Here is a 16,270-nt window from a genome sequence, read left to right on the forward strand (position 1 = left end):
CAACACTGTCAGAAAAACCGCCTTACAGCCTCGTTTTCCCCGTTTTTTTATTTTTGTTTTTCCCGTTCCTTCCGAACAGGAGTGCAAAGGTAGTAGAAGTTTTTCCGTTTGCAAAAAGAATCTGAAAAAAATGTTTTTTCTTTTTCTTCCCGCTTTCCCGGATCCAAACACCCCTCGGTGTCTGGCAACTTCCTTTCACTCCGCCTTTCAATTTCCCCCGCGCCGTTTGCGTCGATTGGGAGTGCAAATATCGGGGGATTATTTCAGGATACAATAGCAAGCAAAGAAATATTCAAGGATTTCTTCTAAAAGCCTGAGAACGAAAAGGAAAAAATCTCAAGAAAAAAATTGCCCTGAAGAACAAATCCTCAGGGCATGAATTCTAACTTATTTGGGAAAATCAGAGCTTTTTCAAAACGATATTTCGCCAGTATACTTTTATACCTCCTCCATCGTGGATTTGTAATAAAACTCCGCCTTTTCCTTCTCCTATCTTTGGGTCAGAAAAGTTGACCATCTCTACCCCATTCAAATAAGAGGTGACATTATCTCCTTTTACCACAATTCTCATCTTATTCCAATCTCCAAATTTCAAAGCTTTGTCTTTTTCAGGATCCGGCTTGATCAACCATCCCCTTCCATAAGACTCATAAATTCCTCCGGTATCGCTTCCGGGAGGAGCTACCTCCACTTGCCAACCAGAAACTTTGGTGCCGTCCACTGTTGAACGAATAAAAACGCCGCTGTTTCCATTAGCCTCTTGCTTAAATTCTAAAGTAATTTCGAAATCATCATAGTTTTTCTCGGTTCCTAAATATCCGTATCCTTTGTCCGGACCACTTTCTGATACCAATAAACCATCCTCTACGTACCATTTTTCTGTTCCGTAGATTTTCCACCCGTCCAGATTTTCCCCATTAAACAGCTTTTCTTTTTTTTGCGCAAAAGACACCTGGGTCATCCCCAACAGCATCAGGCATATCATTAATTTTCTCATAGAGTTCTAATCTTAATATTTTTAAACCAAACAGGGTCACCATGATCCTGCAAAGCAATCAATCCCTTACGGGCAATTTTATAGTCCGGGAAGTCATTCCACTTACCAGAATTTCTTCTTGCTGTCCAATCTTCAGAGTAAGGAACAAACTCTACAGTCTTCTTTCCATTCAACCAATAACTTGCCCCTTCTTCTGAGAATATTATTTTGGAAACATTCCATTCTCCCGCAGGCTTAACTACTCCTTCAAAATCCGGCTCATACATCGCATAATCACCAGCCAGGGACTGCCATTTTTCTAAGGGTCCCTCAAAACCTAATTGGTCTATCACTTGATATTCCGGACCAGTGTAATAAGGCGCTTTGTAATCTGGCCCTTCTACTACGTGATAAAACACCCCACTATTTCCTCCGGGAGAAATTTTCCAAGTAAACTCCAACTCAAATTCTTCAAATTCCATTGGCCCAAATACAATATCACCGCCAATATCACTTCCACCGGTCGCCCCCAGTCCTTTCATAGCTCCATCCTCAATAATCCAGTTAGAAGGAGTGGTATCTCCATTAAAAGCACGCCAACCTTCCATAGATTGCCCGTCAAATAAAAGCATCCAACCCTCAGACCGCTCTTCCTCGGTCAAAGTATTGTCCGGAACTACTACCTCTTCAACTTCTTCAATTGTTTCTTTTGGCTCATTTGGACCGCATGCCCAAAAAATTGCTGCCAAAAAGGCTCCTGTTATTATTCTAGTTTTCATAGCTTATACTAATTTCATATTTACTGGATCCCATTTGATAAATTTATCCTGGAAATAAGAATCATTACACAATAGCGCGGGTGCCGCAGCCCTGAACCCAAAAACGGGATCTTCTACTACAGTCCCTCCTGTCCTGATCGCATTAAACCAGTTTCCGAAATGATCGTAATGCGCGCCTTTCCACGATCTCTCAGCTGTGTAAGATGTTTCTCTAGGTGGTAAAATTTTAGCTCTCTCCTCCTGACCTGAAGCAGCACGTAATTTTGCCTGCTCTTTCATAAAAGGATCATCGCTCTCAGCATTTTGATTTAACTTCACTACCACCTCCTCCCACTTCACATCCATTGAGCCTTTAGTACCAACGATTCTCAGATAAGTTGTACCGCTGGTTCCGTCTACAAAATTACATCTCAATGACAGATTGAACCCAGGATGCTCAGGAGTTTCAGGGTAATCAAAAGAACCTAATAGTACATCAGGCACTTCTCTTCCGTCTTTCCAATATCTCAATCCCCCCATAGAAGAAACCTTACTTGGGCCTTTGGAATTGGTAATAAAATGAAGACTGGAAAATAGGTGGACGAAAAGATCCCCTGACATTCCGGTTCCATAATCCAAGTAGTTTCTCCATCTGAAAAATCTCAACGGATCCCATTCCCTATCTGTAGTATTGGAAATATACCTCTTCCAGTCTACTGTTTTTGGACTTCCATCAGCAGGAACATTGTACTGCCAAGCCCCTTCTGGGGACATTCTTGCCCAGAATCCTTCTGCATATACAATATCTCCTATTACTCCTGCGGCTAAAAGTTCTTTTGCTTTTTCATTACCAAGCGATGATAAGCCTTGGGAACCAACAACCATCACCTTACCGGACTTTTTCCATGCATTGATTACATCCATCCCTTGAGCCACACTGTGAACCATAGGCTTTTCACAGTATACATGCTTTCCTGCGTTCATAGCATCAATAGATATTTGCTTATGCCAATGATCAGGGGTAGCAATGATTACTGCATCTACGTCCGAACGCTTAAGTAACTCCTTATGATCTTTGGTTGTGAAGATATTGGACCCCCATTTTTGTTTGGCAGATTCCAATCTTCCATCGTACAAATCACAAACAGCTGTCATTTGAACGTTGGCATGGCGAAGGGCCGTATTCATATCTTCCGTCCCCATAATGCCCGCACCGATCAAGCCCAAACGTATAGGCTGAGCAGCATCCCAAGTCGTATTTCGATTGAGAAATTGGATATCCGGTTGGTCATTTGCAAAAACAGCGGGTGCAATTGCTGCTGTCCCAGCAGTCAAACCCAGTTTTTTCAAAAAACTCCTTCTGTTATTCTTCATTATCTGAATAGGTTTATGGTTAATTGAATCGAAAAGTTAATTGAAATTTTTAAAAAAGTGTGCTCAGAAAATAAAATTTTTCATGACGATAAGATGAAAGATAATTTTATGGCTTTCTAAAGGCTTTGAAAATACCTTTTACTTTTCAATAATCTTGAACCATACCAAGAAAACATTTCCCCATCTACAATTTTGATTTTCTTATTCGGAAAAAGCCCTTCAAATTCTTCGATATGCTTCTCTTTGAAAGGAAATGGCTCTGAGCTTAATAAAATCCATTCAGGATCTAGGCTTTTAATTTCTTCAATGCTCAATTCAGGATATCTTTCCTGAGCAATTACATTTTCAAAGCCAGCATATCTCAACATTTCATCGATAAATGTATTTCTCCCTGCAGCCATCATAGGCTTGTTCCAAATAAGGTAAACAGCCTTTCCCTTCTTAGGCATTGGTTTTAAAAATTCTTGAGAAATCTGAACACTAAGCTCTTTGGCTTTTTCCTGAGATTCGGTCAATTCACCGATTGAGCGAATCATTTCCAGTGCATCTGGAATTGTAAAAATATCTGACATCCATACAGGAAATCGCTCAGCAAGTTTTTCTATGCCTTTCTGATCATTTTCTTCTTTATTCCCAATGATCAGATCGGGTTTCAATTCCTCAATGACTTCAAACCTATAATTTTTGGTCCCTCCCACTATAGTTTTTGATTTCTTAAGGCCTTTGGGATGAATACAAAATTTGGTGACCCCAACTATTCTATCCTCCAAACCTAAGTCAACCAAAAGCTCTGTCTGAGATGGAACCAAAGAAACAATCCGCTGGGGAGGATGCGGAAGAAAAATTGTTCTGTTAAGTTGGTCAGTGAATTCCATTTGAAAAAAGTTATTGGTTATTAGTTATTGGAAATAGACTTAAACTCTCTATCCAAATAACTAATAACCAACATACCATTAACTAATATATCTAAAATCAAAAGAGGGATCAAATTCCATCAGGAATTCAAACATCAAATTGATCACCTGTTCGATATCATCCTTACTGGCCGTTTCTACGGTAGTATGCATATATTTTAGAGGCAATGAAATCAAGGCAGAAGGAACACCCTCATTTGAATAGGCGAAGGCATCCGTATCTGTACCGGTACTTCTGGAAGCTGCGGCTCTTTGAAATGGAATTTCCTTCTTTTTTGCAGTTTCAATAATGAGGTCCAGCAATTTTTTGTGTACTGAGGCTCCATAGGTAAGAACAGGCCCTTTTCCGGCAGTTTGATCTCCGCTAGTCACCTTATTATATAACGGTGCAGTGGTATCATGACATACATCGGTTATAATAGCGACATTCGGTTTGATTCTATGAGCAATCATTTCAGCACCTCGAAGACCAATTTCTTCCTGAACGGCATTGACCACATATAATCCAAAAGGAAGCTTTTTACCAGACTCTTTGATTTTTTTGGCTACTTGTGCAATCATGTAGCCTCCGATTCTGTTATCCAATGCCCGGCCAGAATAGAATTTATTGTTCAGCTCGATTAATTCATCTTTGAATGTGATCACGCATCCCACATGAATTCCCATTTTTTCTACTTCCTCTTTGGATCTGGCTCCTACATCTATAAATATATTATCTAATGTAGGTGCATCCTCTTTTCCTTCTTTTCTAACGTGAATAGCTGGCCAGCCAAACACCCCCGGTATAATTCCTTTGTCAGTATGAATATTTACCCGCATGGAAGGAGCAATCATGTGATCGGATCCACCATTTCTACGCACATAGATATAGCCATCATCTTTTATATAATTGACAAACCAGCTGATTTCATCAGCATGCGCTTCAATGACTACTTTATATTCAGCCTCTGGATTAATGACACCCACTGCAGTACCATAGTTATCTGTAAAATAAGTGTCTGTAAAAGGTTTGATATAATCCAGCCAAATCTGCTGACCTGATGCTTCAAAACCAGTTGGAGAGGCGTTGTTGAGGTATTTGTGAAGAAATGTGGTTTCGATGTTCATGTTTTGTGTTAAAGATTACTTCTTATAAAACTTGATTATTCGACATTCATCATTCGATGTTCGATATTAATGGTTCAAAGTTCAGCGTTCAATGTTCCCAATTGCTTTCTGACAGCATTGTGGGCCCCCAAAAGAAAACGAAAACTTCAAAACAAGCTTACTACAACGGAATATTCCCATGCTTTTTCCTAGGAAGCTTATCCACTTTATTTTCCAGCATTTTGAATGCCTTGATTAATTTGGTTCGGGTTTCTGACGGAATGATGACCTCGTCGATAAAGCCTCTATGTGCTGCACGATATGGATTGGCAAACTTGGCTGTATAGTCATCCACTTTCTCTTGCAATTTTGCTTCGGGATCTTCCGCTTCCGCAATCTCTTTTCGGAAAATTATCTCAGAAGCACCCTTAGCTCCCATCACTGCAATTTCAGCTGTTGGCCAAGCAAAATTCAAGTCAGCTCCAATGTGCTTGGAGTTCATTACATCATAAGCACCCCCATAGGCTTTTCTGGTAATCACAGTAATTCTTGGAACAGTGGCCTCGGAAAAAGCATAAAGCAATTTTGCCCCGTTTGTAATAATACCATTCCACTCTTGGTCTGTACCGGGTAAGAACCCAGGAACATCAACCAAGACCAATAAGGGAACATTAAAGCTATCGCAAAATCTTACAAACCGTGCCGCTTTGATAGAAGCATGGTTGTCCAAAACCCCTGCCATAGATTGAGGCTGGTTTCCAACGATCCCGATACTCCTCCCAGCTAATCTGGCAAAGCCAACAACGATATTATCTGCATAATTCTCATGAACTTCTAAAAATGAGTCAGCATCAACAATTCCTTTAACAGCATCCCGAATATCATAAGGATGATTTGGATTTTCAGGAACAATAGAGTCCAGCTCCGCTCTGCTCTCATCATCCTTCATTTCGTAAGGATACACTGGGGCAATTTCTTCGCAGTTTTGAGGGATATAGCTGAGAATTTCTTTGATATGGCGGATACACTCTACCTCATTTTTACAGGAAAAATGAGTTACTCCAGATTTGGTGCTGTGCGCAGAAGCCCCCCCTAATTCTTCAGCAGTTACATTTTCCTGCGTCACTGTTTTTACAACATTAGGCCCAGTTACAAACATATATGAGGTATTCTCAACCATCAAAATAAAATCCGTAATGGCTGGAGAGTAAACAGCTCCTCCTGCACAAGGTCCCATAATAGCGGAAAGCTGAGGAATCACACCCGAAGCAAGGGTATTCCGGTAAAATATATCGGCATAGCCCCCTAGAGAGTTAACGCCTTCTTGAATTCTTGCTCCTCCAGAATCATTCAAACCAATCACAGGAGCACCGTTTTTCATGGCCATGTCCATGATTTTACAGATTTTTTCTGCATGGGTTTCAGAAAGTGAGCCCCCAAAAACCGTAAAATCCTGAGAAAAGACGTATACCAAACGCCCGTGAATTTCACCATATCCAGTCACTACCCCGTCGCCCAAGTAATGCTCTTTGTCTAAGCCAAAATCTTTGGCTCTGTGCATAACAAACTTGTCTACTTCTTGGAATGAGCCCTCATCAAGTAGCAAATCAATTCGCTCTCTTGCAGTGAGCTTCCCTTTCTTATGCTGTGCAGCTATCCGGGCTTCTCCTCCGCCCAGTAATGCCTCTTCATTTTTCTTTTTTAATAAATCAATTTTCTCCTGATTTCCCGGAGCGGTATAAATGGGTTTATTCTGATTTTCCATGAAAGAATCCTTTGTGTTAGCCAAATATAACAGGCTTTGTCAAGGCGGAAAAAAATATCCTGAAGAGTGAGAGAATAATCTTTTCTAAAGCAGCATAACCTTCTGAAATAAATGACAATTAAAATTTGAATTCTCAATGGATTTTAGAATTAGTTTCTATATTCGCCCATCCAAAATTTTGGCAGCTTATGAGTACCCGAAAGGCCGCGGTGATAGATATGGGAACCAATACATTTCACTTGCTATTGGTTGAAATTAATGATGGAGATTTCAAGACAATCTACAAGGAGAAAATCCCTGTAAAACTCGGTCAAGGCGGAATCAATCAGGACAGAATTGCTCCCGAGGCTCTCAAAAGAGCTTACCACACGCTTCGCCACTTTAGAAACATGATTGATGGAGAAAAAATCGAACATGTTTTTGCTTTTGCAACCAGCGCTGTCAGAAATGCCCAAAATGGACAAGAGTTTGTAGACGAGGTCCGCAAAACCCTCAACATTGATATCAAGGTGATTTCCGGAGAGGAGGAAGCCATGATGATTTATGAAGGCATCAAATTATCTGGCTCTCTGAACGGACAAACTGAATTGATGATGGATATAGGCGGAGGGTCTGTGGAATTTATCATCGGAAACTCTGAAGAGGTTTTTTGGAAAAAAAGTTTTGAAATTGGTGGACAGCGATTATTGGAATTATTTCATCACCACGACCCCATCTTGCCTGATGAAATAATCAGACTCTATGACTATTTAGAGGAAAAACTACAACCACTTTTAGAAGCTATCAAAACCCACCGACCCAGCAGCTTGGTAGGCGCCTCCGGTACTTTTGATACATTGACGGATATCTATTTCGAGTCTATGCTGCAGTGTAAACTAACTGGGCAGCATGTATTTGAACTCCCGAGTCCTGAGTTTCACAGAATTCATCAAATGCTCCTGACTCTCAATCGGGAGGAAAGATTACAGATTCCCGGTATGATTCCTATGCGAGTTGATATGATAGTGGTAGCCTCTACTCTGATTGATTTCATCTTGCGCTATGTGCCTGTGGATTCTATGACTTGTTCTCATTATGCTTTGAAAGAAGGAGCTATCTCCACTCTTTTAAAACAGGTAACTACCTCCTAAATCCTGCCTATTTCTTCTCAATCCTGTTATCTTTGTTTTGTACATCGAAACCTAGACTGATTGACCTATGGCTATTTTTACCTACGACCAACTCTATAAGTTTACTCATGATATGCTGATCAAAATCGGCTGTCCGGAGGTTCATGCTCAAATTGGGGCCGAGGTCTTGCTTTCAGCAGATATGAGAGGCGTAGATAGTCATGGAGTTGCTAGACTTTCAGGCTATGTGAGGCTATGGGAAAAAGGTAGGATTAATACCAACCCCAATATTCGAATTGTCCATGAGAGTCCCTCAACAGCTGTAGTCGATGGGGATGGAGGATTGGGATTAGTGGTCGCTCCCTATGCCATGAATGTTGCTATCGAGAAAGCAAGTAAAGCAGGAACAGGCTGGGTTTCCGTCAGAAACTCCAACCATTACGGAATTGCTGGATACCATGCAATGATGGCTTTGGATCACGATATGATTGGAATTTCTTTGACCAATGCCAGTCCCTTAGTCAGCCCTACTTTTTCAAAGGAAAGGCTATTAGGTACCAATCCAATTTCTGTGGCCATCCCGGCAGATCAAGAGCCTCCTTTTGTAGCAGATATGGCTACAACCACAGCAGCTAACGGGAAATTAGAGATTCTTCAACGGAAAGGAAAAGATGCTCCAGAGGGCTGGATTCAGGATAAAGAAGGTCTTCCTACTACCTCTGCCAATGGAGTAAAAGATGGAGGCGCCTTGCTCCCATTGGGAGGGGATAGAGAGCATGGTTCCCATAAAGGGTATGCATTGGGTTCTATTGTCGATATTTTCTCGGCGGTACTTTCGGGAGCTAATTATGGGCCGTGGGTCCCTCCTTTTGTAGCTTTTTTAGAGCCTGACCCCAATCCGGTAGGTGAAGGAATAGGACACTTTTTTGGTGCTATGCGTGTGGATGCTTTTAGACCGGCAGATGAATTTAAATCCCATATGGACAATTGGATCAGAAGATTTAGATCAGCCAAACCAACTCCTGGAAATGAAAAAGTTTTGATTCCAGGTGATCCGGAAAGAGAGTTAGAAGAAGAAAGAAGAAAAGATGGAATCCCTTTATTGGATCCTGTGGTCAAAGATTTGACTGAGTTGGGAGAAAAGTTTGGGGTAAAATTTTAAATAAAAAGAGAGCTCGGTAAATACTGAGCTTTTTTTATTGAAATCCGCCTATCCCATCCTCATTTGTTGAATTGAGCACTTTTTGTATCTTGTTTTTAGCAATTATCTCAAACCCAATTACCTATGAATCAATTCAACCGCCGAGACTTTTTAAAAGGCTCTTCTGCACTAATGACCCTTGCAAGTTTTGGACTGCTGGGCATGGACTTTAAAGATCAAACAGGCCCAATTCGGGTTGCCCTTATAGGAACAGGATGGTACGGAAAATCCGATCTTTTCAGACTGATCCAAGTTGCAGATGTGGAAGTAGTGGGATTAGCTGACCCCGATCGCCGGATTCTGGAAGCTGCTGGAAAACTTGTTTCAGAACGTCAAAAATCCAAGAAAGTACCTGCCTTGTACGAAGATTATCAGGAGCTCCTGAAAAAAGAAAAGGCTGAGTATGTTTTAATTGGCTCTCCGGATCATTGGCACGCCTTAATGGCTATTGATGCCCTCAAGGCAGGAGCCCATGTTTATCTGCAAAAGCCTATCTCAGTAGATGTCATTGAGGGTGAAGCTATTTTAGCTGCTGCGAGGAAGTATGATAGAAAAGTTCAGATTGGAACCCAGCGAAAATCAACCCCTCATCTCATTCAGGCTAAAAAAGAGATTATTGATACGGGCAAACTTGGAAAGATAAGCCATGCAGAAGTATGCTGTTATTTCCACATGAGAGCTAATGGAAATCCTCCAGTGGAGCCGGTACCCGACTTTTTCAATTACGATTTGTGGACTGGGCCGGCACCCTTGAGACCCTATGATGGATTACCTCATATCCGCTGGTGGAGGACATTCATGGAATATGGAAATGGTATTACCGGTGATATGTGTGTACACATGCTAGATACAGTCAGATGGATGCTCCAGTTGGGCTGGCCGACTCAGGTCACCTCCACCGGAGGCATTTATGTTCAAAAGGAAGGCAAATCCAATATCTCAGATACCCAAACTGCCATTTTTCAATTCCCTGAACTGGAAGTAGTCTGGCAACATAGAACTTGGGGTAATCCTGCCGATCCTGAATATCCTTGGGCATTTAAAATCTATGGAGAAAAGGGAATGCTCGCTGGCAGTACCATGCAGGCAGACTTCTTCCCATATGGTGAAGGAGAGGAGCCTAAGCATTATGATGTAGTCTATGAAAAAGAACAATATCCAGAAGATGTCACTGAAGAAAGGATAGAACTGAATGCAGCTCCGGCCACAAGATTACATATGAAAGACTGGCTCAAAGCGATTGAGAATGATACACTGCCTGTTGCGGATGTAGAAAATGGACACATCTCAACAGCTTCCTGTATTTTGGCAAATATTTCTATGGAATTGGGAGGAAGACCTCTCAAATATGATCCAAAAACAAGAACTGTAATTGGAGACCCGGAAGCCACCGCCAAACTGAGAAGACCATATAGGGCTCCTTATATACACCCAGAGCCAGATCAGGTTTAATATTGTAATAAGTAGGCAGTCAATTATGATTGCCTACTTTTGTTTTACCCCAAAGATCAATGAGTGAAATAATAAGAGGAACTCAGAGAGTGAAAATACTACTACCCCATTTTTCAGTTTATTTCTCAGCCTTTCTTCAAAGTCTTGAATTCCGACTTTACGAGACTGCCTAACCCGGAGAAAGTGGGCCTCACCCGATTAAAAGTTGTTGTTTCATTAAATAAAATCGAATGCTGAAAGTTTAGCATCAGGACAGAAAATCTTGATGGGTTTGCAATGAAGCCTCTAAACTTTCCTTAGGCCTGTGTTCACTGCCTACTGCTAACTTAAGACTGCCAACTTTTGATGGTGGATTAAGGCTATTAAATAAATCAAATATTCAATTTGAAGAATGGCTAAAATTCAGACATTTCAGCTTTCTCACTTTAGATTTCAGCCTTTCCAGCTTTCTCACTTTAGAATTCAAACTTTTCACTTAAAAATTCAACCCTACTACTCAGCGGGCACTTGATTGATTACTCCATCTGTTACTTGAACGGTATTCCCTTGGGCATCTTTCCCTGAGGCAGTGAAGGTTCCGGAGATAATTGAGCTCTTTTGGCTGATTTTTATAGTACCGCTGCTTCCAGAGAATCCTCCTGATCCATTGGCTTTAAAAAACTGAAAACTTGCATCTCCTGAACTCCAATTTTGACCCACAATCGGGTAATCACCGGCGCTACTCCCATAAAAATCAATTTCTATATTTTCATAATTAGCTCCTGATCCATTTTCATAATAAATCCTGGTCCTCTGACCATTGATATCATACCAAACTGCATTCACCTGTACGTCTGCTCCGTTCAATTTGAAACATACTTTCCCTGCTGGGCAATTTCCTGAAACAGGATCATTTTCATCGTCACTTTCGCAGGCAAGCAGAAAAATGCTTACCACAAGAATTGAAAGGAGAGTTCTGAGATTTTTCATAATACACGATTTTAATTTTGAAACAATTACCTAAAAGCCTTTAATGGCCTATTTGGTAAGCTAATTTGATTCAAAACTGAATAGGATTCCATACGACATTTGCCTTATTCCTATCAATTGGATCTCCTTGTTTCTCAAATATTACCAAAACATCAACGAACCCTTTTTTATTTAAAACAAGCTTAACGTCCTATTTAAGGCAGACCAAGTCCTTTTCTCTAATTTTGAACTGTACAGCAAATACTTTTTAACTTCTTGCATTACACTTTTAGCCCCGACAATCGTCGGGGCCACTTTGCAGGAATCTTCCTGAAAATTTCCCTTGAGATTTTAAGCCCTTCTTGTACCTTAGATGGGTAATTCTTGCCTTATGGAAACCAGTACAACCCAAGCAACCGCTTTAAATTTTGATCGAAAAAATCTGAGTAACCAAAAATTATTGGATCTCTATGAATCCCTGATTATGCCTAGAAGGATTGAGGAAAAAATGCTCATTCTTCTCCGACAAGGCAGGATTAGTAAATGGTTTAGCGGTTGGGGACAGGAAGCTATTTCAATCGGAGCTGTGAATGCCTTGAAAAAGGATGAATTCATTCTTCCTATGCACAGGAATTTGGGGATTTTTACCGGTAGAAATATCCCCTTGGAGCGACTTTTCGCCCAGTTTCAAGGTAAAAAATCCGGTTTCACCAAAGGTCGAGATCGATCTTTCCATTTTGGAACTGTCGAGCATCATATCGTAGGAATGATTTCCCATTTGGGTCCACAGCTGGCTATTGCTGACGGTATCGCTTTGGCAGATAAATTATCTGCGAAAAATAAAGTCACTTTGGTTTTTTCAGGAGACGGTGCCAGTTCTGAAGGGGACTTTCATGAAGGACTCAATGTAGCTGCCGTTTGGAAGTTGCCAGTAATCTTTGTGATCGAGCATAATGGCTATGGACTTTCTACCCCAAGTGAAGAGCAATTTGCTTTTAAATATTTTACTGAAAAAGGGCCTGGATATGGCATGGAGACTATTCGGGTTGAAGGCAACAATGTTTTAGACGTTTATCAAACCATTCTTGAACTGGCCGAAGACATCCGAAAAAACCCAAGACCGGTTTTGGTTGAAGCCATTACTTTCAGAATGAGAGGACATGAGGAAGCCTCCGGGACGAAATATGTGCCCAAGCAATTAATGGAAGACTGGGGCAAGTTGGACCCTGTGGACAATTATGAGGCATATTTGGAATCCATTGGTGTGCTTGACGAAAAAACCAAAGAGCAAATCAACAAGAAAGTCAAAAAAGCAATTAATGATGGGCTGGAAAAAGCATTTGCTGAGGAAGCAATCACTCCGGATCTGAATGAGGAATTGACTGACATGTATTATCCTTTTGAACAAAAACTGATTCAGCCTCAAAGTGGAAAAAGCAGCGAAAAGCGATTTGTAGATGCCATCAGTGATGGACTCCGACAGTCTATGGAAAAGTACCCCAACTTAATTTTAATGGGTCAGGATATAGGAGAGTATGGAGGAGTTTTTAAAATCACCGATGGATTCAAAAAGCAATTTGGAGCTGATCGAGTGCGAAACACTCCTCTCTGTGAAAGTGCTATCATTGGAGCAGGTCTTGGGCTTTCTATCAAAGGATACAAGGCAATGGTGGAAATGCAATTTGCTGACTTTGTATCCGTAGGATTTAATCAGATTGTAAATAATTTGGCTAAAATCCATTACCGCTGGGGACAACAAGCTGATGTTGTGGTTCGAATGCCCACGGGAGCTGGTATGGCTGCAGGCCCTTTTCACTCCCAGTCTAATGAGGCATGGTTTTTTCATACGCCTGGTTTGAAAATTGTCTATCCTTCTAATCCCTACGATGCGAAAGGCTTATTAAATGCGGCCTTGGAAGACCCGAACCCTTATTTGTATTTCGAGCATAAAGGCCTTTACCGATCCATCAGTGAAAGTATCCCGGATGATTATTACACGGTGGAAATCGGAAAAGCCAATCTGATCCAAGAAGGTGAACAAGTCTCCATCATCACCTACGGAATGGGAGTTCATTGGGCAAAAAAAGCAGTGGAAGAGCTTTCCATTTCCGCAGATATTTTGGACTTGAGAACCCTTCTTCCTTGGGATCAAGAAGCAGTGAAAAACACGGTTAAAAAAACAGGAAAAGTAATTTTCTTGCAGGAAGATACCCTCACAGGAGGTATTGGCGCCGAAATCTGTGCTTGGATTTCAGAGCATTGTTTTCAGGATTTGGATGCTCCTGTCATGAGAGAAGGAAGTTTGGATACTGCAGTGCCATTTGCACCGAGTTTAGAAAAACAATTTTTACCTGAAAACCGATTTAAAATCAAATTGCAAAGTCTTATCAATTACTAAGTTTCATATTCCATCTTTTCTATGAAAAAAATCACTTTCGCATTTTTCATTTTCCTCCTTTGCCTGAAGACAAGTCTACAAGCCCAAAATTTCGTAGGAGGAAACATTGGCCAATATTCCGGCATATTTGGTGTTTTGGAAAACCCCGCTCTGGCAAAGGATGACTCCTATAAATTAGATGTCAACCTGTTTGCTGTCAGTGGTTTTCTGGGCAATGACTATGTGGCTATTGACTTTAGTGACTGGAATAGCTTTCGGGACGGTTTTAATTTTGACACAGATTTAAGCAGAAGTCCCAATCCAAGAAATAAGTTTTTCGGAAATGGAGATGTTTTAGGTCCTTCAGTGCTTTTCCAACTAAACTCAACAAGCGGACTAGCTATCAGTACAAGATTCAGGACATTCTTTAATATCTACAATCTTGATGGGGAAATATACGACCTAGCCTCCTCTGTGGATATCAATTCTGATTTTGGAGTAACTCTTGAGCAACTTTCGGGAACGGGACATGGCTGGGGAGAAGTGGGTCTGAGTTATGCAAGAACACTTATAAATTCGAACCAACTGGAATTGAATGCGGGAGTTACGCTTAAATATTTGATCGGAGGAGGAGGCGTTTTCGGTTACAGCCAACGACTTCAAGCTAATTATGCATCTTCCAATAAAGCACTCACTACCTCTGGATCTTTGGATTATGCATATACTGAAGGCTTTGAAAATGATTCTTTCAGTCTTTCTTCCGGAAGTTCGGGACTTGGAGCAGATTTAGGAATTTCTTTTAAAATACCTTCAAGCGACCAGTCTCTTTCTAGTTATAAATTAAAAGGGGGGATTTCCATCACAGATTTAGGAAAAGTCTCCTATGATAACAGCACCTTTTTTGACTATGATCTAAACGCTACGATTAATTCGGATGAGTTTAGAAATAAAACTTTGGATGAGGTTCTGGCAGATAACTACCCAGGATCAGAAAGTAGAAGAAATCTAGATTTTCAGTTGCCAACAGCATTCCGGGCATTTGTGGATTTGCCTGTCACTTCTGGACTATTTGTCAGTTTGCAAACAGCAGTAAGCCTGAGAGAATTTGGTGAAAACCCGAGTTCCAGTTTGATTAATTTTATCACCTTGAATCCAAGGTTTGAGAAGAAATGGTTCAGCATTTATTCACCTTTAAGTTTTAGACAGCATCAGAGTGGTCCAGCTTGGGGTTTAGGCTTTCGTGCCGGACCAGTTATGCTGGGTTCTGGCTCAATTCTATCCAATCTTTTGGCTAGCAATTCATATTCCACAGACTTATATGTGGGTTTGAGGATACCTATCTACAGCAAGCAATAAATTTCGGAATCTCAAAAACCCAAATACTTTACCTACGTTGATTGGGTAAATGGTGAAAAAATGAAAAAGGCATTTTTGGGGTTTATTTTATTTATAGCTTCTTCAATTACCGCCTATCCTCAATTCTTTTTGGCTGGTGGACATTTGAATGGAGGGCTTCCTTCAGGAAGATTTAAGCAGGAAACCGGATCCATTTTCATTCCTTCGGTATCTGGTTTACTACTATATGAATTCCCCACTACTCCACTTCAAGTTGGATTGGAAATCAGCTATGGCATTTATGGGTCAGAACTTCAAAAAAGAAATGATCTATTTCCGGGATTTAATCAGGAATTGAGGTTGAGAAGGAATAACAATCTTGCCTCGGGAATGATAGTTCTCCGATATTTGCCTTGGGTGAATACCAAAATCAACCCATTTATAGAAGCTCAAATGGGGACTAATTACCTCTACACCCGGTATAAAATTCGTGATAATATTTTTGAAACTGAGTCCATTGAAAGTGGCAAAGATTACGAGGATTGGGTCATAGGATATAAAATTGGGACAGGTATTCAAATCCCATTAGGGTTTAATGACAACCTAAGGCTTGAGCTTAGAGGAACTTTTCAGGATGGAGGCAATGTACGCTTCCTCCAAAAAGGAGATGTCGGCTATGACCCAGATGAAGGAATTTTCCTCTATGATTTCAGAAGATCCCCATTGCAATACATGACTTTTTCAGTGGGGATAATTGGGATTGATGTGTTTAGATAGAAAATTCAATGGTTTGATTATCCGTAATTTTGCCACTTACCATATTTCCTTTGTTTGATCTATTGGATACTTCGACTTCGCTCAGCACAGGCAACCGAAGACCGAAGTTTTGGGATTCTGATCCTTTGGGCTAATACTAAGCCATATTCTTCTTCTTGCTGGTAAGAAAGCGGATATCCACGTAAAATAATATTAGGA

General features: G+C 40.8%; 13 protein-coding genes. 6 read left to right on the plus strand and 7 right to left on the minus strand.

Annotation, left to right across the window (positions count from 1 at the left end):
* Nucleotides 1–400: 400 nt before the first annotated feature.
* The 6 genes from B2906_RS07785 to B2906_RS07810 all read right to left on the minus strand — a co-directional run bounded on the left by B2906_RS07785 (nt 401) and on the right by B2906_RS07810 (nt 6,873).
* Nucleotides 401–997: a 3-keto-disaccharide hydrolase gene (locus tag B2906_RS07785; RefSeq protein ID WP_219956852.1), complete on the minus strand. Its 597-nt coding sequence runs from the start codon at nt 995–997 to the stop codon at nt 401–403.
* A complete protein-coding gene (locus tag B2906_RS07790) occupies nt 994–1,755 on the minus strand; it encodes a 3-keto-disaccharide hydrolase (RefSeq protein ID WP_219956853.1) in 762 nt (253 codons plus the stop codon). Before B2906_RS07790 ends, B2906_RS07785 begins: the two co-directional genes overlap by 4 nt.
* A gap of 3 nt (nt 1,756–1,758) precedes the next feature.
* Nucleotides 1,759–3,108, minus strand: coding sequence for a Gfo/Idh/MocA family protein (locus B2906_RS07795; protein ID WP_219956854.1), 1,350 nt, complete (start codon nt 3,106–3,108; stop codon nt 1,759–1,761).
* A 116-nt stretch (nt 3,109–3,224) separates the two neighbouring features.
* Nucleotides 3,225–3,983: an ABC transporter substrate-binding protein gene (locus tag B2906_RS07800; RefSeq protein ID WP_219956855.1), complete on the minus strand. Its 759-nt coding sequence runs from the start codon at nt 3,981–3,983 to the stop codon at nt 3,225–3,227.
* A 78-nt stretch (nt 3,984–4,061) separates the two neighbouring features.
* Nucleotides 4,062–5,129, minus strand: a complete 1,068-nt coding sequence (locus tag B2906_RS07805; protein WP_219956856.1) for a M42 family metallopeptidase — start codon at nt 5,127–5,129, stop codon at nt 4,062–4,064.
* A 160-nt stretch (nt 5,130–5,289) separates the two neighbouring features.
* On the minus strand, nt 5,290–6,873 hold the full coding sequence (locus B2906_RS07810; RefSeq protein ID WP_219956857.1) for an acyl-CoA carboxylase subunit beta: 1,584 nt from the start codon (nt 6,871–6,873) through the stop codon (nt 5,290–5,292).
* A gap of 188 nt (nt 6,874–7,061) precedes the next feature.
* Between B2906_RS07810 and B2906_RS07815 the strand changes: the two genes are divergently transcribed.
* The 3 genes from B2906_RS07815 (at nt 7,062) to B2906_RS07825 (ending at nt 10,635) form a co-directional block, all read left to right on the plus strand.
* A complete protein-coding gene (locus B2906_RS07815) occupies nt 7,062–8,003 on the plus strand; it encodes an exopolyphosphatase (protein WP_219956858.1) in 942 nt (313 codons plus the stop codon).
* 67 nt (nt 8,004–8,070) lie between these two features.
* The gene (locus B2906_RS07820) at nt 8,071–9,144 is read left to right on the plus strand and encodes an Ldh family oxidoreductase (protein WP_219956859.1); all 1,074 of its coding nucleotides are present in this window, start codon (nt 8,071–8,073) and stop codon (nt 9,142–9,144) included.
* A gap of 123 nt (nt 9,145–9,267) precedes the next feature.
* Entirely contained in the window at nt 9,268–10,635 is a 1,368-nt protein-coding gene (locus B2906_RS07825) for a Gfo/Idh/MocA family protein (protein WP_219956860.1), read from the plus strand.
* A 492-nt stretch (nt 10,636–11,127) separates the two neighbouring features.
* Here the strand turns inward: B2906_RS07825 and B2906_RS07830 are convergent, their stop codons facing one another.
* Nucleotides 11,128–11,604, minus strand: a complete 477-nt coding sequence (locus B2906_RS07830) for a DUF6252 family protein (protein ID WP_219956861.1) — start codon at nt 11,602–11,604, stop codon at nt 11,128–11,130.
* A gap of 370 nt (nt 11,605–11,974) precedes the next feature.
* Here B2906_RS07830 and B2906_RS07835 point away from each other — a divergent pair, with 370 nt between their 5' ends.
* From B2906_RS07835 to B2906_RS07845, 3 genes are read left to right on the plus strand one after another with little or no spacing between them, the layout of a single operon-like run.
* Nucleotides 11,975–13,981, plus strand: a complete 2,007-nt coding sequence (locus B2906_RS07835; RefSeq protein ID WP_286937200.1) for an alpha-ketoacid dehydrogenase subunit alpha/beta — start codon at nt 11,975–11,977, stop codon at nt 13,979–13,981.
* Nucleotides 13,982–14,002: 21 nt separating this feature from the next.
* Nucleotides 14,003–15,316 carry a hypothetical protein gene (locus tag B2906_RS07840; RefSeq protein WP_286937205.1) on the plus strand — a complete coding sequence of 438 codons (1,314 nt, stop codon included), beginning with the start codon at nt 14,003–14,005 and terminating at the stop codon, nt 15,314–15,316.
* A gap of 60 nt (nt 15,317–15,376) precedes the next feature.
* The gene (locus B2906_RS07845; RefSeq protein ID WP_286937209.1) at nt 15,377–16,072 is read left to right on the plus strand and encodes a hypothetical protein; all 696 of its coding nucleotides are present in this window, start codon (nt 15,377–15,379) and stop codon (nt 16,070–16,072) included.
* Nucleotides 16,073–16,270: the final 198 nt, after the last annotated feature.

The sequence above is a fragment of the Algoriphagus sp. UBA3586 genome (assembly GCF_002376385.1).
Classification (GTDB): Bacteria; Bacteroidota; Bacteroidia; order Cytophagales; family Cyclobacteriaceae; genus Algoriphagus; species Algoriphagus ornithinivorans.

Excerpts from the sequence above, each read along its gene's own strand:
- B2906_RS07830 (WP_219956861.1), bottom strand. The coding sequence starts at position 11,604 with ATGAAAAATCTCAGAACTCTCCTTTCAATTCTTGTGGTAAGCATTTTT.
- B2906_RS07845 (WP_286937209.1), top strand. The coding sequence starts at position 15,377 with ATGAAAAAGGCATTTTTGGGGTTTATTTTATTTATAGCTTCTTCAATT.
- B2906_RS07835 (WP_286937200.1), top strand. The coding sequence starts at position 11,975 with ATGGAAACCAGTACAACCCAAGCAACCGCTTTAAATTTTGATCGAAAA.
- B2906_RS07800 (WP_219956855.1), bottom strand. The coding sequence starts at position 3,983 with ATGGAATTCACTGACCAACTTAACAGAACAATTTTTCTTCCGCATCCT.
- B2906_RS07840 (WP_286937205.1), top strand. The coding sequence starts at position 14,003 with ATGAAAAAAATCACTTTCGCATTTTTCATTTTCCTCCTTTGCCTGAAG.
- B2906_RS07795 (WP_219956854.1), bottom strand. The coding sequence starts at position 3,108 with ATGAAGAATAACAGAAGGAGTTTTTTGAAAAAACTGGGTTTGACTGCT.
- B2906_RS07785 (WP_219956852.1), bottom strand. The coding sequence starts at position 997 with ATGAGAAAATTAATGATATGCCTGATGCTGTTGGGGATGACCCAGGTG.
- B2906_RS07825 (WP_219956860.1), top strand. The coding sequence starts at position 9,268 with ATGAATCAATTCAACCGCCGAGACTTTTTAAAAGGCTCTTCTGCACTA.
- B2906_RS07790 (WP_219956853.1), bottom strand. The coding sequence starts at position 1,755 with ATGAAAACTAGAATAATAACAGGAGCCTTTTTGGCAGCAATTTTTTGG.
- B2906_RS07805 (WP_219956856.1), bottom strand. The coding sequence starts at position 5,129 with ATGAACATCGAAACCACATTTCTTCACAAATACCTCAACAACGCCTCT.
- B2906_RS07815 (WP_219956858.1), top strand. The coding sequence starts at position 7,062 with ATGAGTACCCGAAAGGCCGCGGTGATAGATATGGGAACCAATACATTT.
- B2906_RS07810 (WP_219956857.1), bottom strand. The coding sequence starts at position 6,873 with ATGGAAAATCAGAATAAACCCATTTATACCGCTCCGGGAAATCAGGAG.
- B2906_RS07820 (WP_219956859.1), top strand. The coding sequence starts at position 8,071 with ATGGCTATTTTTACCTACGACCAACTCTATAAGTTTACTCATGATATG.